At 70.4% G+C, this 24,052-nt stretch carries 24 protein-coding genes and 1 tRNA gene; 15 read left to right on the top strand and 10 right to left on the bottom strand.

The window, feature by feature from the left end; all coding sequences use genetic code 11:
• Window positions 1-113: 113 nt before the first annotated feature.
• The 4 genes from tmk (at window position 114) to ACZ4MF_RS06825 (ending at window position 6,640) form a co-directional block, all read left to right on the top strand.
• On the top strand, window positions 114-3,287 hold the full coding sequence (gene tmk, locus ACZ4MF_RS06810) for a dTMP kinase (RefSeq protein ID WP_467490448.1): 3,174 nt from the start codon (window positions 114-116) through the stop codon (window positions 3,285-3,287).
• Between the two features lie 172 nt (window positions 3,288-3,459).
• Window positions 3,460-4,665, top strand: a complete 1,206-nt coding sequence (locus tag ACZ4MF_RS06815) for a DNA polymerase III subunit delta' (RefSeq protein ID WP_467490450.1) — start codon at window positions 3,460-3,462, stop codon at window positions 4,663-4,665.
• A gap of 163 nt (window positions 4,666-4,828) precedes the next feature.
• Entirely contained in the window at window positions 4,829-6,433 is a 1,605-nt protein-coding gene (locus tag ACZ4MF_RS06820; protein WP_467490452.1) for an alpha/beta hydrolase, read from the top strand.
• A 130-nt stretch (window positions 6,434-6,563) separates the two neighbouring features.
• A tRNA-Thr gene (locus ACZ4MF_RS06825) sits at window positions 6,564-6,640 on the top strand.
• Between the two features lie 100 nt (window positions 6,641-6,740).
• Here the strand turns inward: ACZ4MF_RS06825 and ACZ4MF_RS06830 are convergent.
• Complete coding sequence (locus tag ACZ4MF_RS06830; RefSeq protein ID WP_467490454.1) at window positions 6,741-7,934, bottom strand: tyrosine-type recombinase/integrase; 1,194 nt, start codon at window positions 7,932-7,934, stop codon at window positions 6,741-6,743.
• Entirely contained in the window at window positions 7,915-8,463 is a 549-nt protein-coding gene (locus ACZ4MF_RS06835) for a helix-turn-helix domain-containing protein (protein ID WP_467490456.1), read from the bottom strand. Before ACZ4MF_RS06835 ends, ACZ4MF_RS06830 begins: the two co-directional genes overlap by 20 nt.
• 117 nt (window positions 8,464-8,580) lie before the next feature.
• Here ACZ4MF_RS06835 and ACZ4MF_RS06840 point away from each other — a divergent pair, with 117 nt between their 5' ends.
• From ACZ4MF_RS06840 to ACZ4MF_RS06880, 9 genes are read left to right on the top strand one after another with little or no spacing between them, the layout of a single operon-like run.
• Entirely contained in the window at window positions 8,581-8,793 is a 213-nt protein-coding gene (locus tag ACZ4MF_RS06840) for a helix-turn-helix transcriptional regulator (RefSeq protein WP_467490458.1), read from the top strand.
• Entirely contained in the window at window positions 8,790-9,065 is a 276-nt protein-coding gene (locus tag ACZ4MF_RS06845; RefSeq protein ID WP_467490460.1) for a DUF2742 domain-containing protein, read from the top strand. The genes ACZ4MF_RS06840 and ACZ4MF_RS06845 overlap by 4 nt, the downstream gene beginning before the upstream one ends.
• A complete protein-coding gene (locus ACZ4MF_RS06850; protein WP_467490462.1) occupies window positions 9,055-10,338 on the top strand; it encodes a hypothetical protein in 1,284 nt (427 codons plus the stop codon). The genes ACZ4MF_RS06845 and ACZ4MF_RS06850 overlap by 11 nt, the downstream gene beginning before the upstream one ends.
• Window positions 10,339-10,345: 7 nt before the next feature.
• Entirely contained in the window at window positions 10,346-10,513 is a 168-nt protein-coding gene (locus ACZ4MF_RS06855; RefSeq protein WP_467490464.1) for a hypothetical protein, read from the top strand.
• Window positions 10,510-10,884: a hypothetical protein gene (locus ACZ4MF_RS06860; protein WP_467490466.1), complete on the top strand. Its 375-nt coding sequence runs from the start codon at window positions 10,510-10,512 to the stop codon at window positions 10,882-10,884. The genes ACZ4MF_RS06855 and ACZ4MF_RS06860 overlap by 4 nt, the downstream gene beginning before the upstream one ends.
• Window positions 10,877-16,099: a phage tail tape measure protein gene (locus ACZ4MF_RS06865; RefSeq protein ID WP_467490468.1), complete on the top strand. Its 5,223-nt coding sequence runs from the start codon at window positions 10,877-10,879 to the stop codon at window positions 16,097-16,099. The genes ACZ4MF_RS06860 and ACZ4MF_RS06865 overlap by 8 nt, the downstream gene beginning before the upstream one ends.
• Window positions 16,100-16,113: 14 nt before the next feature.
• Window positions 16,114-16,416 carry a hypothetical protein gene (locus ACZ4MF_RS06870; protein WP_467490470.1) on the top strand — a complete coding sequence of 101 codons (303 nt, stop codon included), beginning with the start codon at window positions 16,114-16,116 and terminating at the stop codon, window positions 16,414-16,416.
• 10 nt (window positions 16,417-16,426) lie between these two features.
• Complete coding sequence (locus ACZ4MF_RS06875; protein ID WP_467490472.1) at window positions 16,427-16,657, top strand: hypothetical protein; 231 nt, start codon at window positions 16,427-16,429, stop codon at window positions 16,655-16,657.
• An 11-nt stretch (window positions 16,658-16,668) separates the two neighbouring features.
• Window positions 16,669-17,391: a hypothetical protein gene (locus tag ACZ4MF_RS06880; protein ID WP_467490474.1), complete on the top strand. Its 723-nt coding sequence runs from the start codon at window positions 16,669-16,671 to the stop codon at window positions 17,389-17,391.
• Window positions 17,392-18,384: 993 nt separating this feature from the next.
• On the opposite strand, the gene ACZ4MF_RS06885 is transcribed toward ACZ4MF_RS06880, so the two are convergent.
• The 8 genes from ACZ4MF_RS06885 to ACZ4MF_RS06920 all read right to left on the bottom strand — a co-directional run bounded on the left by ACZ4MF_RS06885 (window position 18,385) and on the right by ACZ4MF_RS06920 (window position 21,349).
• The gene (locus ACZ4MF_RS06885; protein WP_467490476.1) at window positions 18,385-18,690 is read right to left on the bottom strand and encodes a hypothetical protein; all 306 of its coding nucleotides are present in this window, start codon (window positions 18,688-18,690) and stop codon (window positions 18,385-18,387) included.
• A 481-nt stretch (window positions 18,691-19,171) separates the two neighbouring features.
• Window positions 19,172-19,552 carry a hypothetical protein gene (locus ACZ4MF_RS06890; protein ID WP_467490478.1) on the bottom strand — a complete coding sequence of 127 codons (381 nt, stop codon included), beginning with the start codon at window positions 19,550-19,552 and terminating at the stop codon, window positions 19,172-19,174.
• Window positions 19,549-19,938: a DUF6907 domain-containing protein gene (locus ACZ4MF_RS06895; RefSeq protein ID WP_467490480.1), complete on the bottom strand. Its 390-nt coding sequence runs from the start codon at window positions 19,936-19,938 to the stop codon at window positions 19,549-19,551. Before ACZ4MF_RS06895 ends, ACZ4MF_RS06890 begins: the two co-directional genes overlap by 4 nt.
• Window positions 19,935-20,120, bottom strand: coding sequence for a hypothetical protein (locus tag ACZ4MF_RS06900; protein ID WP_467490482.1), 186 nt, complete (start codon window positions 20,118-20,120; stop codon window positions 19,935-19,937). Before ACZ4MF_RS06900 ends, ACZ4MF_RS06895 begins: the two co-directional genes overlap by 4 nt.
• Window positions 20,117-20,416 (bottom strand): HNH endonuclease, encoded by a 300-nt coding sequence (locus tag ACZ4MF_RS06905; protein ID WP_467490484.1) that lies wholly within the window; start codon window positions 20,414-20,416, stop codon window positions 20,117-20,119. Before ACZ4MF_RS06905 ends, ACZ4MF_RS06900 begins: the two co-directional genes overlap by 4 nt.
• Entirely contained in the window at window positions 20,413-20,655 is a 243-nt protein-coding gene (locus ACZ4MF_RS06910; RefSeq protein WP_467490486.1) for a hypothetical protein, read from the bottom strand. Before ACZ4MF_RS06910 ends, ACZ4MF_RS06905 begins: the two co-directional genes overlap by 4 nt.
• Window positions 20,652-21,026: a DUF6907 domain-containing protein gene (locus ACZ4MF_RS06915; RefSeq protein ID WP_467490488.1), complete on the bottom strand. Its 375-nt coding sequence runs from the start codon at window positions 21,024-21,026 to the stop codon at window positions 20,652-20,654. The genes ACZ4MF_RS06910 and ACZ4MF_RS06915 overlap by 4 nt, the downstream gene beginning before the upstream one ends.
• Complete coding sequence (locus ACZ4MF_RS06920) at window positions 21,023-21,349, bottom strand: hypothetical protein (RefSeq protein ID WP_467490490.1); 327 nt, start codon at window positions 21,347-21,349, stop codon at window positions 21,023-21,025. The genes ACZ4MF_RS06915 and ACZ4MF_RS06920 overlap by 4 nt, the downstream gene beginning before the upstream one ends.
• Window positions 21,350-21,639: 290 nt before the next feature.
• Between ACZ4MF_RS06920 and ACZ4MF_RS06925 the strand changes: the two genes are divergently transcribed.
• On the top strand, window positions 21,640-22,404 hold the full coding sequence (locus tag ACZ4MF_RS06925) for a helix-turn-helix domain-containing protein (RefSeq protein ID WP_467490492.1): 765 nt from the start codon (window positions 21,640-21,642) through the stop codon (window positions 22,402-22,404).
• A gap of 377 nt (window positions 22,405-22,781) precedes the next feature.
• Window positions 22,782-23,675 (top strand): glycosyltransferase family 2 protein, encoded by an 894-nt coding sequence (locus tag ACZ4MF_RS06930; RefSeq protein ID WP_467490494.1) that lies wholly within the window; start codon window positions 22,782-22,784, stop codon window positions 23,673-23,675.
• The last annotated feature ends 377 nt before the right edge of the window (window positions 23,676-24,052 follow it).

Genomic DNA, 24,052 nt, shown 5'->3' on the forward strand with positions numbered 1-24,052 from the left:
AAGCGCCCCGCCCGGTGTCACTTGGGTACGCCCCGGCATCACTTTGGTGTCGGGGCGTGCCCATGCCAGGGCAGGAGACGTGTCCTGTCGGTGGCTGCCGATAGGCTGAACGCATGACGCGAGCCGAGCAGCCAACGGCCCCCACCACAGAACCGGACGAAGCCCTGGTCGCGGACTCCCGCGAGCGTGCCGTCCGCTCCCTGCTGCGCCGACCGGAACTGCGGCGCCTGTGGAGCGCACATCTGGTCGGCGGCACCGGTGACGCCCTCGCCCTTCTCGTCCTGGTCGTCCTCGTCCTCCAGGCGGCGATCGCCCAGGGCGCGTTCGGCGGGGGATACCGAGGCGTGGCGTTCGCAGTGGCGACCGTCTTCGCCGCGCGCGTGCTCGCCACCCTGCTCTTCGGCGCCGTCCTGCTCGGCCCCCTGACCTCGCTCACCAGCCAGGAGGGCCCGCTCGACCGGCGCTGGACCATGGTCGGCGCCGACGCCGTGCGCGCCCTGCTGCTGATCGTCGCGCCCCTGTGGATCGACTGGACGCCGGACAACGCCCTGGCCGTCCTGCTCGTCACCGCCTTCGTCACCGGCGTCGCCGAGCGCCTGTGGACGGTGTGCCGGGAGAGCGCGGCCCCCGCCCTGCTGCCCGGCCCGCCCCCGGAGGGCGCCACCGTACGGCCGCTGCCGGACCACATGGACGCCCTGCGCCGGCTGTCGCTGCGCACCGGCTTCCTGGCCGTCCCGCTGGCCGCCGCCGCCCTGGTCCTCGCCGGACTGCTCAACAACCTGCTGGGCACGGGCGTGGCCTGGTTCGACCAGCACCACGCGGCCCTCGGCTCGTACGTCGCGGCGGGCCTGTTCGCCGCCTCCCTGTCCGTGCTGACCTCGCTCGAACTGCCTGGTGTGCGCACCCCGCGCGCGCGGTCCCCGCTGGAGGGCCTGCGTCGCCCGCGCACCGGCACCGGCGTCGACAAGGGCCGTACGGGCGCGATCCCGCTGCTGGTCCCGGCCTGCGCCGCCGTCGCCGGCGCCATCGCCGCCGCCGTCTCGGTGTGCGTGCTGCACGCCACCGACCTGGGCGGCGGCCCGGTCCTGTACGGCCTGCTGGTCCTCGGCCTGACCGGCGGCGTCGCCGTCGGCATCCGTACGGCCCCCGCGCTGCTGCCCTCGCTCTCGCGCCGCCGGCTCCTCGCCCTCGCGATCGCCTTCACCGGCATCGCCCTGCTGGCCGCCGGCCTGGTCCCGGACGTCACCACGGTGCTGCTGATCGTCGCCGGCGCCGGCGTCACCGCGGGCGTGGCGGCGAACACCGGGCACGCCCTGCTCGACCAGGAGACCGAGGACTTCCGCCGGGCGCGCGTCACCGAGCACCTGCACGCCGTGGTGCGCGTCTCCATTGCGCTCGCCGTCCTGATCGCGCCCGTCGTCGCCGGGCTCATCGGCCGCCACCGCCTGGAGAACGGCCGGTTCGTCTTCGCGCACGGCGGAGCCTCCTTCACGCTGATGCTGGTCGGCGCGCTGCTGCTGCCGGTCGCCGCGCTGGTGCTCGCCAAGGTCGACGACCGCTCCGGCATCCCGCTGCGCCAGGACCTCAAGGACGCGCTGCTCGGCGGCGACGACCCGGTCGAGGCACCGGCCACGAGCGGCTTCTTCATCGCCCTGGAGGGCGGCGACGGCGCCGGCAAGTCCACCCAGGCCGAGGCCCTCGCCGAGTGGATCCGCGCCAAGGGCCACGAGGTCGTGCTCACCCGCGAGCCGGGTGCCACGCCGGTCGGCAAGCGGCTGCGCTCGATCCTGCTGGACGTGTCCTCGGCGGGCCTGTCGCACCGCGCGGAGGCGCTGCTGTACGCCGCCGACCGCGCCGAGCACGTCGACACGGTCGTACGCCCCGCCCTGGAGCGCGGCGCGGTCGTCATCTCCGACCGCTACATCGACTCGTCCGTCGCCTACCAGGGCGCCGGCCGCGACCTGTCCCCGACCGAGATCGCCCGCATCAACCGCTGGGCCACCGACGGCCTCGTCCCGCACCTCACCGTCCTGCTGGACGTCTCCCCGGAGACGGCCCGCGAGCGGTTCACCGAGGCGCCTGACCGGCTGGAGTCGGAGCCGGCGGAGTTCCACGCGCGCGTGCGGGCCGGTTTCCTCACGCTGGCCGCCGCCGACCCCGGCCGCTACCTGGTGGTGGACGCCGGTCAGGAGCCCGAGGCCGTCACCACCGTGATCCGGCACCGGCTCGACACCGTGCTGCCGCTGTCCGAGGCCGAGATCGAGGCCCAGGAGGAGGCGCGGAAGAAGGCCGAGGAGGAGGCTCGCCGCAAGGCCGAGGAAGAGGCCGCCCGCAAGGCCGAGGAGGAGCGCCTGGAGCGGGAGCGCCAGGAGCAGCTCGCCAAGCTGCGTGCCGAGGAGGAGGAGCGCAAGCGCCGCGAGCTGGAGGAGGCGCAGCGCCGCGAGGCCGAGCGGCAGGCGGAGGAGGCCCGGCAGCGGGCCGAGGAGGCCGCCCGGCGCGCGGAGGAGGAGCGCCTGCGGCTGCTCGCCGAGGAGAAGGCCCGCGCCGAGGAGGAGGCCCGCCGCAGGGCCGAGGAGGAGCGGCGCCGCAAGCAGGCCGAGGAGGAGGCCCGGCTGCGCGCCGAGGAGGAGGCGCGGCGCCTGGAGAAGCAGCGCAAGGCCGAGGAGGCGCTGCTGCGTGCCGAGGAGGCACGCCGTCAGGCGGCCGAGGCAGCGGCGGCGGCCGACACGGCGGCCCGCAGGTCCGGCACCCGCCTGCCGGCGGCGCCGGGTGTGATGCCGGAGGCGTCGACGGTTCCCACGCCGGTCGTGTCCCCGGCGCCGCGCGGTACCGAGGAGACGGTCCCGACGCCGGTGGTGCCGCTCGGCAAGGACGAGCGCGGTGCCGACGCGGATGCCCGTCCCACACGCGAGTCCGGGACCGGCACCGGCTCCGAGTCCGAGGTGACCGCCGAGCTGCCGCAGCCGCCGTCCGCCGCCCCGGGCGCGGCGGACGAGACGGCCGTCCTGCCGCCGGTGACCCCGGGCGCGGTCGACGAGACGGCCGTCCTGCCGCCCGTACGGCCCGGCGCGGGCCCCGACGGCTCCGAGGACCGTACCCGCGAGATGCCCCAGCTCGACGCCGACGGCACACCGCGCCGCCGCCCGCGCCCCGACTGGGCCGAGGAGACCCCGCTGGACGACCTGCCGTCGTTGGCGGACGAACTGCTGGGGTCGTACGACGAGCGGGAGTACGGCGACCGGGACGAGGAACAGGGCGGCAGCCGGGGCCGGGGCCGACGCGGCTGACGGCGGGCCCCGGCGGGGTCCGGCGAGGCGGAGGGCGGCGCGGGTCGGAGGGATCGACCGGCCGCCCTCGCGCTTTCCCGATGGCCGCCGGGGCGGCCGGGCGGCGTTGTCAGTGCCCGCCCGCACAATGGAGGGCAGGAACGCGGAGTGCGACGGAAGGGCGGCGTGACCCATGACCGTGTGGGACGACCTCGTCGGGCAGGAGAAGGTGAGCGCGGTGCTCGGCGCCGCCGCGCGGGACGCCGACGCCCTCGTCACGGCCGCCGCGGCCGACGAGCCGCTGCCCGAGGCGTCGAAGATGACGCACGCCTGGCTGTTCACGGGCCCGCCCGGCGCGGGCCGGAACCAGGCGGCGCGGGCCTTCGCCGCGGCCCTGCAGTGCGTGAGCCCCGACCGCGCCCTCGGCGGCTCCCCCGGCTGCGGCTTCTGCGACGGCTGCCACACCGCCCTGCTCGGCACGCACGCCGACGTCAACACGGTCGCCGCGGTCGGCTCCGAGATCCTGGTCAAGGACATGCGGGACACGGTCCGCAAGTCGTTCACGTCGCCGGCGAACGGCCGCTGGCAGATCATCCTGGTCGAGGACGCCGAGCGGCTGAACGAGAAGTCGGCCAACGCCGTCCTCAAGGCCGTGGAGGAGCCCGCCCCGCGCACGGTCTGGCTCCTGTGCGCCCCCTCCGTCGAGGACGTCCTGCCGACGATCCGCTCCCGCTGCCGCCACCTGACCCTGCGCACGCCCTCCGTCGACGCGGTCGCCGACATGCTCGTACGGCGGGACGGCATCGAGCCGCAGGTCGCGGCGGCCGCCGCCCGCGCCACGCAGGGCCACGTGGACCGGGCCCGGCGCCTGGCCACCGACCCGGCGGCCCGCGAGCGCCGGGCCGCCGTGCTGAAGCTGCCCCTGCGGCTCGACGAGGTCGGTGCCTGTCTCCGGGCCGCCCAGGAGCTGGTGGACGCGGCCGCCGAGGACGCCAAGCAGCTCGCCGAAGAGATGGACGGCAAGGAGACGGAGGAGCTGAAGGCGGCGCTCGGCGCGGCCCAGGGCGGCCGCCTGCCGCGCGGCACGGCGGGCGTGATGAAGGACCTGGAGGACATGCAGAAGCGCCGCAGAACCCGCACGCAGCGCGACAGCCTCGACGTCGCCCTCGGCGATCTCACCGCCTTCTACCGCGACGTGCTCGCCCTCCAGCTCGGCTCCCGCGTGGCGATCGCCAACGCCGACGCCGAGGACGCCCTGGACCGGCTGGCCCGGGGCAGCAGCCCGGAATCCACCCTCCGCCGCATCGAGGCGATCGGAGCGTGCCGCGAGGCCCTCGACCGCAATGTGGCCCCGCTGCTGGCGGTGGAGGCGATGACGATGGCGCTGCGGGCGGGGTGACGGCCGTGCGGGCGCCGCGGGAGACGGGATGAGCGGCGGGCGGGTGCCGCCGGGGTGGGCGCGGGACGCCCGTGACACCACTCGCAGTCCCGCATGTCCCCCGTACGAGCACATCACCCGCACGGGCCGCGCCCGATCCGTAGCACAGCGTTACGCTCGCCGAATGCACACCAGGCCATCCCCCCGCCGGACCAGGGGCTCCCGCAGCCGGACGACGGCGCGCCTCGCCGCCAGCCTGCTGGCGGCCGCCGCCCTGCTCGTGTCCGCCTGTTCCCCCGGCAGTTCGACCACCCCGGCCGGCGACACGGCGGACGCGGCGCTGGCCGCGCTGCCGCGGGCGACGCCGCCGGCGCTGTCGTCGTACTACGGCCAGCGGCTGCGCTGGCAGAGCTGCGGTGCCCCGGGCTTCCAGTGCGCGACGATGAAGGCCCCGCTGGACTACGGCAACCCCGGGGCCGGTGACGTGCGGCTCGCCGTCGCCCGCAAGAACGCCACCGGCAAGGGCCGGCCGATCGGTTCACTGCTGGTCAACCCGGGCGGTCCGGGCGGCTCGGCGATCGACTACCTCCAGAGCTACGCGGGCGTCGGCTACCCGGCGGGCGTCCGCGCCCGCTACGACATGGTCGCGATGGACCCGCGGGGCGTGGCCCGCAGCGAGCCGGTGAAGTGCCTCGACGGCCGCCAGATGGACACGTACACGCAGGCGGACATGACCCCCGACGACCAGCGGGAGCGGAACGCGCTGGTCGCGGCGGACAAGAAGTTCGACGAGAGCTGCGGGGCGCACTCGGCGCGACTGCTGCGGCACGTCTCCACCGTCGAGGCGGCGCGGGACATGGACATCCTGCGGGCGGTCCTGGGCGACCGGAAACTGAATTACGTGGGGGCGTCGTACGGCACGTTCCTCGGTGCGACGTACGCGGGCCTGTTCCCCGACCGGGTCGGGCGGCTGGTCCTGGACGGCGCGATGGACCCCTCCATCGACGCCCGCACGCTGAACCTCGACCAGACGGCGGGCTTCGAGACGGCCTTCCAGGCGTTCTCGAAGGACTGCGTACGGCACTCCGGTTGCCCCCTCGGCGGCAAGGGCACGACGCCGGCACAGGTCGGCGACCACCTCAAGGCGTTCTTCCGCACGCTGGACGCGCACCCGATCCCGACGGGCGACGCGGACGGCCGCAAGCTCAGCGAACCGCTGGCCACGACCGGCGTGATCGCGGCGATGTACGACCAGGGGGAGTGGGAGCAACTGCGCGAGGCGCTGACGTCGGCGATGAAGGAGCACGACGGCGCGAGCCTGCTCGCGCTCTCCGACAGCTACTACGAACGGGACGCGGGTGGCCACTACAGCAACCTCATGATGGCCAACTCCGCCGTGAACTGCCTGGACCTGCCGCCCGCCTTCACCGGCCCCGACCAGGTGCGCCAGGCTCTCCCCGCGTTCGAGAAGGTGTCCCCGGTCTTCGGGGACACCCTGGCCTGGGCCGCGCTGAACTGCGCGTACTGGCCGGTGAAGGCCACGGGCAAGCCGCACCGCATCGAGGCGAAGGGCGCGGCGCCGATCGTGGTGGTCGGCACTACCCGCGACCCGGCGACCCCCTACCGCTGGGCCCAGTCGCTGTCCCGACAGCTGTCCTCGGGACACCTGCTGACCTACGTCGGCGACGGCCACACCGCCTACGGCCGCGGCAGCACCTGCATCGACACCTCGATCAACACCTACCTGCTGAACGGCACCCCGCCGACCCCGGGAAAGCGCTGCTCGTAACCCGGGAAACCCCTGCTCACACCCCCTGCCACCCGCCCCGGACCCCGCGCATCCGGGGCGTGGTCGGAGCACTCTCGGAAACTGTGTAGACTTACCGACGTTGCCGATCGCACCATAGTGCGGACGGCGCGCCGCCTTAGCTCAGATGGCCAGAGCAACGCACTCGTAATGCGTAGGTCTCGGGTTCGAATCCCGAAGGCGGCTCCATGGTAAATCCGCTGGTCATCAGCGGTACGCGACAGGCCCCCGGCAAGATCACTGCCGGGGGCCTGTACGCATTTTGTACACCCTGTTTCAGGCGGGTGATCTACGTGAGCGGCGCATCGGCCAGCGCCAGTGCGACGGCTCGCCCCGCATCGAGCGCGTCGGCGACCTCGTCCAGCCGGTCCGGGAACAGGTGGCCGTAGATGTTCAGCGTCATGCTGGCGTCCTTGTGGCCGAGCATGAGCTGAACGACCTTGACGTCAGCGCCGGCCGCGATGGCAAGCGAGGCGGCGGTGTGCCGCAGCTTGTGCGGTGTGATGCCCAGTCCCGCGAGGCCCGCTTCCTTCACCGCGGGATCGAAGACCCGCGAGCGGAAGTTGGAGTAGCGGAGCGGACCGCCCTCGGCGGCGGTGAACAGCAGGTCGTCGGCCTTCCTGCCCTTGCCCAGGTTGCCCAGCTCGTTCGCGAACGATCGGGGCAGCGGCACAGACCGTTTCTCGTGGTTCTTTACCGGCCCCAGGGCGAGGACGCCTTTGACGTCGGTGTAGTTCTGCACGATGCGGATGCGCCGCTGCGGAACCTGTAGCCGGCCGACTTTCACGGCGGACGCCTCCGCCCACCGGATGCCGCAGTACCCGAGCGTGAGGATCAGCAGCCGGTACTCGCCCGCGGCCAGCGCGAGCCGTTCCAGCTGCTCATAGGTCAGATAGATGTGCTCGTCCTCGTCGTCTGGCCGCGGCAGCTCGTGATCGTGGCAGGGGCTCATGGCGATCCGCTTCGAGAACACCCCGTGCTTCATCACCATCGACAGCACGCGGTACGTCTTGACGATGCGTGTCGCTCCGAGCACCCGGCCGGACTTCCCTGGGTTCGTCTCCAGCTCGGTCAGCCAGGCGTTGACGTCCTCCCACTGGACGGCGCCGATCTGCCAGTCACCCCACTTCGGGATCACGTACAGGTCCAGCAACTCCCGGTAGTCCCGCTTCGTCGTCCGGCCGATCTTCCGCTTCGACGCGAACCACTCCTCGGCCACCACCTTCACCGGCGCCTTGGCCGACTTCGGGTCTCGGTAAGAGCCCTTGTCCAGACGAGCCGTGATGGTGTCCTTCTCGGCCTCGGCCTGGGGCAACTTAGCGAACGTCTTGGCCTTCGGCTTGCCGTCCGGCCCGTACCAGCGGACCCGCCACCGGCCTGGAGGCTGCCGCTTGCCGCCTTCCTTCTTCGCCGCCTGCCACTTCTCCAGGGCTGCCTGGTAGTCCGCGTGGTTCGCGCGGTCCTCAATCCACACTCGGGCCATCTGCGTCCCCCTCCGTTCGTTCCGGGACCCCTAGGATCCGGCGCGCCTCGGCCCGCTCCTCCTCGGTCGACTCACGGATCGGTGTCTCGTGCAGACGCCGGCGCAACGGGCGCGAGTACAGGTCGTACTCCAGCAGCTCCGTCTCTTCGTTGCCGCGAGTCAGCCGCAGCGGACGCTTCCCGTCCATCCAGTCCCACGCCACATCCGCGTGGACGGGCGGGTCACCGGCGCCGGTGATCTCTACGACCCTGTTCGGATTGTCCTCAAGGGGAAGCAGCAGCGCCGAGGGCGAAACGCCGAAGACGATCGCCAGCGTCGCCAGGTCGTCCACGGTGACCTGCCGCTGTTGCCGCTCGATCTTCCCGACAGCCGAGGGCGTGATGGGGCGGCCGGCCTTCCGCAGCAGGGCGGACAGCTGGTAGATCGACAGGTCCCGCCGCTTGCGCAGGCGCTGAACGTTCGCCGCCACGGTCTCAGCCGTGGGTCCGTACTGGGTTGCGGGCCTCGCCCGGCGCTGCTCGTCACTCATGCCCCACAGCGTAGGCCGAAGGTGTGTCCATTTCGGCCCTTGGGGTGCTACGGTCGTCTCTGTCATGTGCTCACTGTAGCCACATTGGTATTCGAGTTGAATACCAAAGAAGGGAAAATGATGTCAGACCAACTACTCACGCCGAAGCAGGTCGAGGCGGAGTACGGGTTCCACCCGCGGACGCTGGCTCAGTGGCGGTGGATGGACGTCGGCCCGGACTACATCAAGCAGTCGCCAGGGCGGGGCGGCCGCATCAAGTACAAGCGCAGCGCCATCGAGGCATGGCTGGACGCCCAGACCGTCAAGACCGGAGGTCAGCGCGCAGCATGACCCGAAACGCAGAAACGCCCCGGAGGGTAGCCGGGGCGTTTCCACAAGACTCCGCAGCGGGCGGTAAGTCCGCTGCCAACGTACAGCACGGCGCCGACACGACGGAAGCCGCCGCAATCGCCGACTGGTGGTCGCGCGCCGAGACCGTCTGGGCGATGAGCGACTTCCCCCAGTACGGCAGCCCCGCATGGGACGCCCTCGACGACAGCGACCCCCGCAAGCTGGCCGCCATGCTCAGCGCGGCCGAGAAGTGGAGGCAACGTGGGAAGTAACCTGCGTCGCCAGCTGCGGGAAGCTCTGCCGCCGAGCATCAAGGGCCTGCAGCGGGCCGTCGCGCTGGAGATCGCCGACGACGCCCGGTATGACGACGATTGGAACTACTCGCCAGAGCACGGACGCCGCAGCAAGGTGCGTCTCGCCGACCTGGTGCGCTGGACGGCCGCCAAGGACGAGCTGAGCGTGCGCGAGATGCTTCGCCGCTTGTCCGTGGCCGGCTGGGAGTTCCGTATCCCGATCGGCAAGGACAGGAACGGCAAGGTGATGTACGCCGTCCCGGGCAAGGCGATGACCTTCCGGGTGCCCGACTTTGAAGGCCCAACGGTGGTTGGGCCTTACGTCGAGACGGAGACAGAAGGCCCAACCACCGTTGGGGGTACCCCCAACCAGGGTTGGGTCATGGCCCAACCACCGTTGGGGGTACCCCCAACCAGGGTTGGTGCAGGGCCAACCACCGTTGGGCCCCCATCTCCTATCTCTTCTATCTCTTCTCAAGAATCTCCCTCCTCCTCCCCCGTGGCTGAGGACCAGGAGGACGGTTCCGTCGTCGACTCCGACGGAACAGAGGGAGGTGGAGGAGGAGAGTCCTTTTCTTCAGAAGATCAAGAACAAGACAAGCCGATCGCGCGCGCCGAGTCGTTCGTCGACAGCCTCGACTACCGAGGCAAGCAGCTAGGACAGACACGGCGAGCCAAGCTGAGCATCCGCGTCGTTGCCGCCTTCAAAGCCGGGTGGACCGAGAACGGGCTACGCCGCTATCTCGACATCAGCGACGACCCCAACATCCGCTCCGCTGCCGCCGTGTACGAGCACCGGCTCGCCGACGATGAACTACCCCTGGCCGTTGTCGAGCCTGAACTCCCGGCCGCCGGGCAGACGAAGCTGCCGCCAGCCTGCGAGTCCTGCCTCGCCTTCAACCACGGCGCCGCCACGAACGTGCGGATGCGCAGCGACCACCTCAGCTTCCACGGCGGCCCGTGCCCTCGCTGTCACCCGTCGATGGTCCCGGGTGACTGGTACTGGCCCGGCATGGACACCGCCGACGGCGGCATGTGGGACCGAGCCATGGCCCGCGCGCAGGCCCGCACAGCCAGCGGCAACTGGAAGGGCGCCAGCACCGACGAACGCGTGCTCGGGTGGATGGCCATCGCTGGCAAGGGCGTCGACTCGAACGAGCGAGAGTTCGCTCCCCGGCCGATGATCGCCCCGCCGCAGTACGAGCCGTACAAGGACCCCATCGACCAGTCCGTCTACGACGAGCCGCTTTAGGAGACCCATGACATCCCACGTTGAGGAGCAGATACAGGCTCGTATCGCGGCTGTCGCCGCAAAGACGCAGCAGCGGCGAGAGGAGCGTGTCGAGTTCGCCCGGCGGCGCGCTGCGGGTCTCAGGGCCCGGTATGCGGCGAAGCTGGCCCGCCAGCGGGGGGAGGCCGACCGGTGAAGCGTCTGTTCTGTGCGTCGTGCGCGCGTCCGTTGCGGCGTGGCACGTACAACCGGTGCCCGCTCGGGTGTGGTGCCCGCCTGTGCAAGCGGGGATCCGGCTGCGGCAACAACCATCTGCCCTACAACTGCCCGACCTACCAGGAGAACCACGGTGTGGCCGAGGGGCCGGTAGAGGTCCGGACGCACACCGTGCACCGGGGTGTCGAGTCGTTCGTCGCCCCTGATGGGGACGGCGTCGACCGGCTGTGGGTCGACGAGGACGCGATCCGCCGGCTCGCCGAGCGTTCGCCGATGGGTCCGGTGGCCGCGCATGCGGTAGTCGACCAGATCTTGGCCGCTTGCCGTGAGGGGAGGGTCTGGAATGGCTGACCGCACAGTTCGTGTACGGGTCGTCGCCGAACTCCCCGGCGTCGCCGCGGCGATGAACGGCGGCGCGGCATCCATCGCACGCGTCGGAGAGGCCGCGGTGGTCGCAGGGCGCAGCGTGCGCGTCCTGGGTGAGGATGCGGTGCTGGCCCGTGGCGGCATGGCCACGATGGCGACGGGCGCCCGCGGGGGTGCGGCCGGCCTGCGCGAGGCAGAGGTGGCCGCGACCCGCGCCGGTGCGGCGGCCCGTACCGGGTTCGGCGGGATCCGCTCGGGTGTCGAGTCGGCGCTCGGCCCGGTCAAGGAACTGGGGACGCTGCTGGCGGGCGGGGCGATCCTGTACGGGATCCACGACATCGTGCACATGGGCAACGACTACAACGACTCGATGCAGAAGTTCCTGGAGGTCACCAGGGCTTCCGGCGTGCAGATGTCCGCCGCGGGCAAGGAAGCCCAGTCTCTGGGTGCCGACATGAAGCTGCCGTCCGCGAGCGCTGCGGAGGCGGCGGACGCGATGGTCGAGTTGGCGAAGGCCGGCCTGTCGGCCGGGGATGCGGTGAAGGCCGCGCGGGGCACGATCCAGCTGGCGTCTGCTGCCCGGACCGACGTCGCTACGGCGGCGAAGATCGAGGGCGACATCATGGACCAGTTCGCCCTCAAGTCCTCGGATGCGGCGAAGGTCGCGGACGTCCTCGCGAACACGGCGAACAGCTCCAGTGGTGAGCTGATGGACCTGTATTACGCGATGAAGTACGTGGGCCCTACCGCGCACTCGATGGGGATCTCCATCAACGACGCTGCTACCGCCGTCGGGTTGCTGGGCAAGTCCGGCATCATCGGTGAGACGGCGGGCACGAGCCTGCGGGGCGCCCTGGTGAACATGGCGCATCCGGCGAAGCAGGCCCAGGAGGGGCTGCACGCCCTCGGCATCGAGGCGTTCGATTCGCAGGGCCGGTTCAAAGGTCTCCAGTACGTCATCACGCAGTTGCACGACGCGCAGGAGCATCTGACAACCCAGCAGTTCACCGCAGCTGCCGCTATGGCGTTCGGGAAGCCGGCCCTGTCGGCGATGACCGCGCTCGCCCACCAGGGCGGCGAGGCGTTCCAGATGTTCGGAACCCAGGTCGGCCGCGTCGGCGGCGCCGCAGCGCTGGCCGCGGCGGAGTCGAAGGGGCTCGGCGGTGCGATGCGCACCATGGGCAAGGAACTCCAGTCCGCGTTCCTCCAGATCTACCTCGGGGTGTCCCCGATGCTGGAGGGCATCACCCGCGAGATGGCCCAAGGTGTTTCCACGGCGATCCCGTACATCAAGTCGGGGATCCGGGTCGCCGGGGATCTGTGGGACATCTACGGGCCGTCGGTCGAGGCGAAGCTGAAGGCGGCCGAGGGCGGCATCGTCCGGGAGGCGGCAGGGTTCGCCGCGCCGCTGAAGGCGGCCCTGGCCGGTGTGGCGGTCTCCTCGGTGCCGCTCGCGATCTCCGGTATCCACGCGGTCGAGGTGGCCTTCGGCAACGCCACGGCCGCATCGCAGCCGCTCATCGGCGGACTGCAAGCCGTGTTCTCGTCGGTCACCTCCGGCGCCGGTGCGCTCGGCGTCCTCACCGGCCGCCTGCAAGTCGGCGTCGGTCTCCTCGGCGACATGACCGGCGTCCTACGGCCCATCGGGGAACTCGTCGGCGCCCTCGGGCACGCCTTCGCGGCCCTGCCCGGACCCATTCAGCTGTCCGTGCTGGCCATGCTCGCCATGCGCCCGTTCCGCGGGCAGATCCAGGGCATACAGCAGGCCGTCGTCGACTTCGGCCGCAACGGCATCAACGCCTTCCGCGGCATCGGTGACGCCGCGCTGTATCAGCGGGTCCTCGCCGCGCAGGCCGGCGTCACGCTGACCCAGTTCGGCGGCATCATCGAGGAACTCTCCCGCCGTTCGCCGACGTTCGCCGCGATGGCGACCAGCTTCCGCAGCGTCTCCAGCAGCATCCAGGACGCCGGCGGCCGGCTGTCCGGCTTCCGGGCCGCTGCGGGCGGCGCAGCCGCCGCCCTGGGTACCGGCATCGGGCGGGGCCTCCTCGGCGCTGCACGGTCCCTGTGGGCGTTCCTGGGCGGCCCCTGGGGGATTGCCATCGGTGCGGCCATGGTCGGGCTCGACATGCTCGCCAAACGCCAGCAGGAAGCGGCAGCAGCCGCCGCCGCGCATCAGCAGCGGATCAGCAGCCTCGCGCAGGCCCTCGCCGAGTCCAACGGCATCGTCAACGGCTCCGTCCGCGCCGCCGCCGTGCAGACCCTCGCGGACACGAAGCTGAAGGACGGCAAGACGCAGTTGCTGGACGTGATGAAGACGGCCGGCGTGTCCGCGACGCAGCTGACGAACGCCTACCTCGGGCAGGGTTCCAGCGTCGATGCGCTGCGGAAGAAGCTGATGGCGGCGGCCGACGAAAACCGCAGGTGGATCACCAACGGGCGCACAACCCAGCAGGTGTACACGCCGCAGGGCGAGATGTACAAGAAGGCCGCGGACGCGCTCGGCGGTCTGTCGGGGGAGTTCCCGGACGCCATCCAAAGGCAGAAGGATCTCGCGGCCGCCATCAAGGGCGGTTCGGACGCCACGAAGAACGCCACCGACCCCACCGGCCGGCTCAGCAGTCTCCTCGCCACCCTCGGCAGCGCCGAATCCGACGCCAGCACCAAGGCGGACGCCCTGCACAACGCCCTGCAGCTGCTGTCCGGCGGGGAGCTGGACGTCGAGGCGGCCACGGCGACGATGAACTCGGCGATGCTGGAGCTGAACTCGGCGTGGAAGGACGGCGTCGACCACTCCGCGGGCTACGGCAAGGCCCTGTTGCAGGTCGACGGCAGCCTCGACACGACGTCGCAGAACGGCCAGACCTTGTGGAACAAGCTGCAGGCCCTCAACACGGGTGCTGCGGACGCCGCGCAGGCCACCTACGACTTCAAGAAGAGCACCGAGGGCACCGTGCCCGCGCTCCAGGACGCCGAGGGCGCCATGCAGAAGTCATGGCAGGCCGCGGTCACGGCTGGCGAGAAGTTCGGGCTCACCGCCGGCCAGGCCAAGGAGCTGGCCGCGCAGATGGGGTTCATCCCGTCGAACCTGGCCATCACCCTCGCGGTGAACGACCTCACTCCCACCGAGCAGGCCCTTCTGTACGTGCAGGGGCTCGCCGACCACCTTCCCCAGGGTGCGACGGTGAAGGTGGCCGCGCTGACCGCGGACGCGGTGAAGGATCTCGAATCGGTCGGCATCAAGGTGCGCACCCTGCCCGGCGGCCGCCAGATGGAGATCACGGCGCCGACGGCGAAGGCCCAGGCCGCCCTGGACGCGCTGATAGCGAAGAAGCTTCCGGGCAAGACGGTGGCCGTCGACGCAAACACTCAGGCTGCGATCAACGATCTGGAGAACGTGCAGGCCAAGGTCGCCGCAACCCATGGCAAGACCGTCACCATGTCCGCGCTGACCAAGGACGCGCAGGATGCCCTGACGTCCCTCGGATTCAAGATCTCCAACACGCATGGCAAAACCGTCACTATCACCCTGCCGACAGGGCAGCCGGTCTCCGCCGCGCAGACCATCCAGAACTACATCGACGGCGTGCAGGGTAAGACCGTCCACGTCAACATCATGACGGACTACTTCACGGCTGGGTCCCCGGCCGACCTGGCTGCCGCGCACGGTCGTGCACAGGGTGGCCTGATTCGCCGGTTCGCCGGTGGCGGAGCAGCGACGGTGCAGTACATCCCGTTCGGCGGTCCGGTGTCCGGTCCTGGCACAGGTACTTCGGACAGCATCCCGGCGCTGATCTCCAACGGCGAGTACGTCATCAAGAAGTCCGCGGTCGACAAGTACGGCGTGGCCATGTTCGACCGGCTCAACGCCATGCGGTACGCGGCTGGCGGGTTGGCTGGGTTCACGTACAGCCCGACCGCGACGCCGGTCCTCGGCGGCCCGACAGACCCGATGTCCCGCTACAACTACGACCTCAAGACGTTGACGGACGACTGGAACAACCTGAACAAGGCCTTGGCGGACGCCAGGAAGAAGGCGGACGCGCTCCGGTCTGCTGAGGAAAACCTGTCCTACGTGCGCCGTCACCATCACACGGCCGCCCAGCTGCGGGCCGCCGAGGACAAGGTGAACAAGGCTGAGGCGGCGAAGAGGGCGGCTGACAGCACGGTGGCCACGGACCGCGGCCACGTCAACGCCGCGGACAGGAACATGGGCTTGAAGCCCGGCTCCAGGGTCCCCACTGGCTTTGACCTGAACGCCTACGAGAAGCAGCTCAACGATTCGCTGAATGCGACGAACAAGTGGCGCGGTGACCTCGCGAAGATCTCCAAGCGGGGCGGTGCGGACGTCGAGGCCATGCTCGAATCCATGGGCCAGGATGGCGCCGAACTGGTCAACAAGCTGGCCGGGGCCTCGAACAAGCAGTTCAACGACATCATCAAGAAGCTGAAGGAGACCGGCGACACGGCGAAGGTCACCCTGGCCGACTACCAGAAGCAACTCGGCGGCGCGACCCAGCAGTCCGCCCAGTTCGCGGCTGACCTGCAGAAGCTGGCCGCAGAGGGGTACGGCAACCTCGCGCAACAGCTCGCCTCGCAAGGTGACGCCAACGCGATGACCCTCGCGCACCAGGCAGCGGGGGACAGCAAGGCGGCCGCGTCAGCGAACTCCCAGGTCGGCAAGGCACAGTCGGTACTGACCGGCCAGGAACTGGCCGACAGCCTCACCCTGCTGTCCACGCTGCGCAGCGGGCCCGGGAAGGGCTACGCCGACCTCATCGCCGCCGGGCTGAGCGTGGACACCATCAAGGCCATCGTGCCGAAGATGACCAAGCAGATCGCTGCGCTGCCAGCCGCCAACAAGGACGCCTTCGTCCGGCAGTGGGTAGGACAGGGCGGTCAGGCAATGGCGGCCGGAGGGATCCTCACCAGCGCGACGCCGCTCATCGCCGGAGAAGCCGGCCCCGAGGCGTTCATCCCGCTCAACGGCAGCAGCCGCAGCCGTGGACTCCTCGCCGCCACGGCAGCCGCCTACGGGCTCCAGCTCGTACCCGCCCGCACCTACGCGGCAGCCGTCGCCCACGCCCCCGACTGCAAGGGCCACGGCGACCACGTCAACAACATCACGATCAACGGCGCCAGCCAGAGCTTCGCCGAACAGAAGGCAGACCTCATGCGACACATGGTCGCGCTCGCCTGAACAGGAGCCACCCCATGAACATCACGAACGGGCCGTTCACGACCCCTCTCAGCACGCCGTTCGCGTTCCCGACCCTCGACCACCCGTTGTTCCCCACCGCTGACCGCGAGAAGTACAAGGCGATCACAGCCCAACTGCGCCAGCAGTACGCCGACGCTCTCAAGCAGCTCCAAGCCGACTTCGGCCAAGCCTCCCGCGGCCCCTACGAATTCGCCGTGAGCCAGCTCCAGCAGCAGTACCAAGACCAGCTCGACCGGATCGAGCAGGAATGGCAGAACACCACAGACCCACGCAACACCGCGGCCGCCCGGAACTGAGGAGAGACCGATGGTCAACTACAGCCCCCGCCGCTTCGAACTGCAGGAAGAAGCCCGCAAGCTCATCCGCGACCTCGAAGCCCAGCAGCCCGATGCTACCGAGCCGACCCCCGACGCCACCGAGCCGGCCGAAGAAGTACCCGCCGGCTACTACGGCTGGGCATCCACGCCCACCCACGCCGTCGCCGACGCCCTCGGCACCTACGGCCGCCACACCAGCAGCTACCGCCCCGAACACTGAGGAGACCCGCCATGACCCAGCTCAGCGCCCGACTGATCCGCGGCGAGTTCGACGCCCACGGCATCACCGCCCTCATGGCCAGCGCAGCCCGTGGCATCCACGGTCTGCCCGCCGGCATGGCCGACAACTACGCCGAGCTGCAAGCCGTCCTCGACGAGAACTCCGACCGCTTCGGCAACCTGCAAGGCTGGAAAGCCGAAAAAGCAGCCGCCGACCTCATGCAGAAGATCTACGCCGCCGTCGCCTTCGGCAACGCCAACGCCGTCATCACCGACCACCTCAAGCCCGCACTCGCCCGCTACCTCAAGCAGTTCCGCGCCGACATGGACGCCGCAGGCGACTACGCCGTCAGCACCGACATCGGCGCCCTGCTCTCCCAGCCCGACGACATCCGCCAGGCCCACATCAGGCTCATGGACTCCTACGCCGACTACAACGCGCTCCGACGCTCCTGGGAGAGCTGCCGCCAGCGCAGCAGCTCCGACGGCACCGGCACCATCGATCCACGCGGGCTGAACAGTCTGCTCGCCGAAGTCCGCAACATGCCCGACGTCGTGCCTGACTACGTCCTCGCCGAAGCCGGCCGCAAGCCGTGGCCGTGGCACGGCACCGCCCACCACGTTCGCATGGTCTGGCTCCTCACCAACGGCGCAGACATCTGGATGCCGACCGGCCAGGAGCAGACCGCCGTGTGGGCCAAGTACAACCCGAACCGCCGCGTCGTCGCGGCCTGAGAACGGGCGGCCGGCGTGGACCGTGGGGGTCACTGCGCCGGACGCGCCCCCAGGCGACCGCCGCGCGCCACTCCTCGCGCGGCGGTCGCCACACACAGCGTCACGAAAAGGACCCACCCAGGGACGGTCTCGAATCGGACATAGCGGACCGCGGGGGAGGGCTGGCTTTGGCCTGTCAGGTTCTAAACTTTCATGATCCCCGGACCCTCCAGGGGGGTAAGGGCAAACCCGCAGGTCAGACGGGACCTACGGGGAGGTGTCTGCCGTTCTGTACGGGCCACCAGATTTGCGCGATCTTGAGACGTCGGCGGTAACTCTGCGTGCGATATGTGGGCTGACGAACCATCAGACTTAGAGTGAGTAAACCGCCACATACCCTACCGATCAGGGCGCTGCTCAGCGCTGCTCACGCTGCTAGACCGCAGGTCAGAGAGTCGCCATGATCGCTAGGGCGCTGCTCAGTTAGCGATCTTGAGCAGCGCTGAGCAGACGCCTGAGCGGCGCGGGCAGCGCTCCGACCTGCGGTCTAGCAGGCCCGAGCAGTCGTGAGCACCTGCCGAGCAGTTCACATACCGGGGCAAAGCGGCACCTGGATTGGTCTAGTTGGATCTTCCGCTGCACCCGGTCGTCCGGGTGGTAGCAGGTTGGTTATCAGATACTTTGCCCAGGTCTGGCGGGTGGTCGCCGATCTTGGCTACCCGGTCGGCCGACCACCCCCCGAAGATCGTCGACCACCCGGCAACCACCCGACAGACCGGGTATACCACGCATAACGCTAGCCTCGACCACCCGGCGACCGCCCGGAATGCCCCGTCTTGCGGGGCGGATAGTTGATCTCCGAGGGTGGATGGCAGCCGGATGGAATCCACCCGCCAGCCACCCCGCAAGACGGGGCAAAGAGGGCACCAGCCACCCGGAAGACGCCGAAGGCCCCCGTACCGCGCCCGGTTACGTCGGGCACGGGCCAGGGGCCTCGGGTGTAGCAGGCAGCCGCTAGTACGGCTTGTACGTCCAGCCGCGGGCCCGGTCCCGGTACACGGCAGTCTTGGGCCAGCGCGGGTCGTCCGGAGCGTTCACGGCCGCCTCCGGCTTCAGGTCGCCGGCGGTGATCCGGCGCTGGAGCCGCTTCTCCAGACACGGGATGCACAGCACCGTGTTGGAGCGGGCACGGGCCAGCCCGAACCAGACCTCGTCGCGCAGCGCGTACATGTCGTAGGGGCCGCCGCAGTCGGTGCAGTCGTCGCGGTTGCTGGGAGGCCCGAGCGGGGTCTTCGTCGGGTCCTTGCGGAACAGGTTCACGGGGGTCCTCTCGGGTGCGTCCCGCCCTTGCGGGAAGCGGCTTGTCGACGGGTGCGCCAGACGGCTACACCCCTTGGGCGTAAAGGGCTCGGAGGCCTTGCGGGTAAAGGGCGGTAGGGGGTCGGCGGCAGCCGACGCGGGCCGCCGTCGAGGGGCGGGGGCATTTGGTTTGCACGCTGCGGCGCAGCGCTCCCGAGGGGCCGTTCATTTGGATCGCGACCTGCAGTCGATGCGGCCCGCGAACGAGGCGGGATAGATCGGTAACACGCTGCGCGAACGCGGCCCTCACGGCAGGGGGGTGGATGGGATTCGACCAGCCATCCGAGGGGCCCGGAGGGGGTGCGCTGAGTGCCCACCCTTTAGGGATTCCACCAGCCATCGGAGACTCGTTGATTAGGGATTCCACCTGCGATCCAGGCCCTCCCGAACCCCCCTCCGGAGAGGGGGGCATTTGAGCAGCACGCTGCGGGGCGATGGGCGCCTACGCGGCCTTCGGGAAGGCGCGGTCGACGGCCCGGTACACGCCGTGGATGTACCACTGCAGCGACACGTCACCGGCGTCCGGGGACGCCATGTCCGCCATCGCTTCGGCGCCCTGCTGGAGCTCCAGCGCCGACATGCAGAGCATCCGGTGCTCGGCGAAGTAGCGGATCTGCTCCACCGTCCAGCCGTCCGGGTCCGTCAGCTCCCCGAAGTGGTTGGTGGCCGCGTCCTCAAGCGCCGCCGCCAACTGGTCGCGGGTGACGACGACACGCAGCCCGAGGACGCAGTGCGGCTCCTCGTAGGGGTCGACGACGCTGTGCTGCTCGACGGGCGACAGCACAGACGGCACCGCGGCCAGGGACTCCAGAGAGATCGTCATGACTGCTGCTCCTTGCTGGCCTCGGCCATCTGGTCGCGCAGCTGCTGCACGCGGGCGGTGAACGTCTTCAGGTCGCGGATGAACTGATCGGCCGTCTCCTCGGTCAACTCCGCGTAGGAGCCCAGGGACTCGCCGAGGTCGACGACGAGGGTCGTCGGGGCGTAGGCCAGCTCCGGGGACGCCAGCTGCGCGGCCAGCTCCCACGGCCCCTCGTCGGACAGCGCCCCGTCCGGCCGCAGGTACGTGAACGCGGACCGGTGAATTACGTCCCGGTCACCCGGGAAGCGCAGCAGGTGCGCGTCCTCGGAGTGGTCGATGACGCACCACGGCGGGCAGTGCACGACGCCGGGAGCACTTGCGATACGAGCTGCAGTGTTGATGGTCATTCCCCCACCCCTCGGGAGGTTGCGCGGACGGCTCGGCAGGCGAGCAGCAGCAGGCCCTCGCGGTCGTCCAGTCGGTTCGCGGTGGTCATGTCGGCGAGGACGGCCGGGAGCCGGTACTCCGGCTGGCGGGCCCTCGACAGGGCGGCGTCCTCGGTCGGGCGGCGGACACGGTTGGCGCTCATGCGGCCAGCTCCCAGGCGTCGCAGCGATAGAAGGTGTTCAGCAGCAGCCACACGAGCGGCCACGGCAGCGCGGCGCCCTTCGCCAGGTTGCAGGCCTCGCAGGCGAGCACCAGGTTCTCGATCTGCCAGCCGGGCCAGATCCGGTGCGGGATGTAGTGGTCGAACGTCTTGCGCCGCATCGGCCGCTTCCGGAAGTTCCGGCGGCAGTAGAAGCAGCGGCTGCCATGCAGCTCCTTGAGGCGGCAGTCGAAGTACGCCCGCTGCTCCTCGGTCAGCACCTCGCGCGGGCTGCTCACGACAGATCACCTGCCGCTCGGTATCCGGCGGCCGGCTTCTGCGCGAGCCGGGACCGCAGGTAGTCAGCGGACCATCCGGGATCGTCGCCACGCTGGAGGACGCCCTCCAGGGCGACCCGAGCGTCCATGACGCGGTCGCACAGGATCCGGCCATGCACCTCGCTGTCGCCGACCGTGGCCGGGTGCGGGATGGCGATCGCCTCCAGCACGGCCTGCAGCAGCTCACGTTCGGCCCTCATGACTGGCCGCCTTCCAGGAGCCGCAGCCGCTCGACGCAGCGGTGCAGCGGGCCCATGGCGAGCGCCACGAGGGAGTCAGCAACCGCGGCCAGGCCGGCGGGCGACAGCTCGTGCCAGTCGCCGTCCAGCTCAACCGACATCCGCACCTGCGGGTCGGTCGGCGAGAACGGCCGCTGCACCAGCGCCAGCGTCGTCAGCTCCACCTCGCCGTGGCACGGCGTCGGCACCGTCAGCACGATGTCCTCGCCGCGGTGCTCGACGTCCTCCCGGTAGCCCTCGGCCGGGTGCTCGCCGAGGCACCAGAACGGTTCCGGCAGCGTCACCGGCCCATGGTCGGCGGTGTGCACGGTCACCGTGCGGGCGGCGCTCACGCGGCACCGTCGGACGGGCACAGGATGTCGTTGGTGGCCTTCGTGACCTCGGTGACCTCGTACAGGTCGGGGAGCGGCGGCATGCCGTCGACGTGGAACACGCTGCCGATCAGGAACCGGGCGATGCAATCCGTCTCCAGCTCCGAGCGGCCGGCGGGCATCGCGACGACCACGCCGCGGCTGTCGACGAACGCGTAGCCGGTGAAGCCCGGGTCGGTGATCGGGGCTTCCTTGAGGGTGATGTGCAGCTCCTCGACGAGCTGCTGTAGGGGCGCGTCCATCAGGTGGTCGACGGACGGGGCGGGCATGGCAAGCTGTGCCATAGCGGTTCTCCTGTGTTGGCAGGTAGATCCGTCAGGCCTCGCCACGGTGCTGGTAACACCAGGCGGGGCCGCTTCCGCTTCGGAAGCCGGTGACCTCACAATACATACCCTGGTATCCAAAGTGAATACCCTCTCCGAGAATGGCGTTCCGCCGCAGGTGGACAGGGGTGTTGCGGAGCGTTCCGCTCTACCGTGACGCCGAAGTGTCGCCTTGCGCGGCGACCTAGAGGGCGTCAAAACGACGGCAAACGGGGCGACATTCCGGCGACGTTGGCACTACGCTGGCTCACATGACCACACCAAACGCCACACTCCGGGCGGTCCGCTTGGGCATGCTCATGAGTCAGGACGACTTCGCCCGCGCCATCCGCGACGCCGGAGAGCGCGCCGGCCAGCCCAACGACGCGAACAAGCGGCTCGTACAGCGCTGGGAGGCCGGAACCACCGGCGCCCCGCGGCCGCTGTACGCGCGGGCCCTGGAGGTCGTCACAGGGCTCCCCATCGAGTCTCTGGGGTTCTCCACCGCCGTACCCCTCGCGCGGGTCGCGGGAGACGGGCACGGCGGCCACGACGTCCAGCCGTCCGCCGAGGGCGTCGCCCCGCCCGCCGCCGGCCCTACCCCCCAGGTTTCGCCGCGCGCCAACTACTCGGGAGTGTGGCTGTCGCGGTACGAGTACTTCTCCAGCGGCCGGGACAACAGCTTCATAGGGCAGCACTATGTGGTGCTCTTGCAGCACGGGAACCGGCTCACCGCGCGCTCGCTGCCCAACGGCTCCAGCAACCCGAACTCGCCGCTCACCCTCGACCTCACGGTGGACGGCAGCGTCATCACCGGCACGTGGGTCGAGCAGACCGCCGAGGATGGCTACTACCGGGGAGCCCGCTACCACGGCGCGATTCAGATGCTGATCGAGCCGACCGGCACCCGCATGGCCGGCAAGTGGGTCGGCTTCGGCAAGGACATGGACATCAACACCGGGCCGTGGGAGCTGTCCCTTCAGGACGCCTCGACCGCACAGAGCACGATCGCGAAGTACAACCGGGCGCCCGAGTAGCCGTACACATGCCGTACACGTAGGTGTGAGATTGTTCGAGATAGCCGAAGACAGTCCGAGACGCCAAACGTGCAGGTCACGGCCCCGGATGCGTCAACATGCTGGTGACGGGGGCGCCTTGAGAGACCTCGTAATGCGTAGGTCTCGGGTTCGAATCCCGAAGGCGGCTCCATGGGAACCCCGGATCGCTTCCGATCCGGGGTTTCGTCGTTTCCGCTCGGACGTCGCGGGAAGGTGCCGACAAAAGCGGAGCAAAGGGGCCGCAAAGTGAATCCGGATCGGGTGAACCCGCGGAGCTGAGGCAACATCTTGGTGAACGGGGAGAGCGCCGCGCGGTCAGGGTGGGGCGCCGCCGTCGGCCGGATGGGGTGAAGGACGTGGTGGAGCCGAGGATCGCCGTCGCCGTGGTGACGATGGGCAACCGGCCCGCCGAGGTCGACGCCCTGCTGGAGTCCGTGGCCAAGCAGGATCTCGCCCCCGCCCGCATCGTGATCGTCGGCAACGGCTGCCGGCTGCCCGAGTTCGCCGGTCGGCTCTCGCTGCCCGGTGAGGTCACCACCATCGATGTCGAGGAGAACCTCGGCTGTCCGGGCGGCCGGAACGTGGCCCTCGCGCGGCTGCGCGCGTTCGGGGACGTCGACATCGTCGTCGAGCTGGACGACGACGGACTGCTCGTCGACGCCGATGTGCTGCGCCGCGTGCGGGACCTGTACGCCGCCGATCCGCGTCTCGGCATCGTCGGGTTCCGCATCGCCGACGAGCACGGCGAGACGCAGCAGCGGCATGTGCCCCGGGTCGGGAAGTCGGACCCGCTGCGCGGGGGGTACGTCACCGGGTTCCTGGGCGGCGGGCACGCCCTCAGCATGGCGATGCTGGCCGAAACCGGGGACTGGCCCGCCGAGTTCTTCTTCGCGCACGAGGAGACCGACCTCGCCTGGCGCGCCGCGGACGCCGGCTGGAAGATCCTCTACGCCCCGCAGCTGCTGCTCCAGCACCCCAAGACCTCGCCCGCCCGGCACGCCATCTACTACCGCGTCAACGCCCGCAACCGTGTCTGGCTGGTCCGCCGCCGGCTGCCGTTGCCCCTCGTCCCCGTGCACCTCGGGGTGTGGACCCTCCTCACTCTCGCCCGCACCCGCTCCCCGGCAGGGCTGAAGGCCTGGCTCGCCGGGTTCGTGGAGGGCCTGCGGGAGCCGGCCGGTGAGCGGCGGCCCATGCGCTGGCGGACGGTGTGGCGGCTCAGCAAGCTGGGGCGCCCGCCCGTGATCTGAGCGGTGGGCGGCGTCGGCCGGGAGCTTCCGAGAGGACGGGACGGAGCCCCGGTCGTTCACCTCCGACGACCGGGGCCCCCGCGTCCCCGGATCCAGCCTGCGGCGACACTCCCCCGAGTTACGCGACACACGCGCGCGCCGTTGAGCCGGATCCGATGAAGTGATCACATCAGGACTCGCCAACGGATCGCTAATATGTGGCCAACGGTTCGCCGGAAGTCCGCGAACCGGGTGGCCGGAACTCGCCGAGCATACGGAAGGCCGGTCGTCGGACAGCCCGATCCGGAGCCGATCCCGGGCCGACCAGGGCAGATTCGGTCGGCAGAAGGTGGCGGGAAACCGTTGTGGGCAGGGCGGATTTCCGCCAGGGAACGGCG

The sequence above is a fragment of the Streptomyces sp. NPDC025793 genome, from assembly GCF_055558375.1.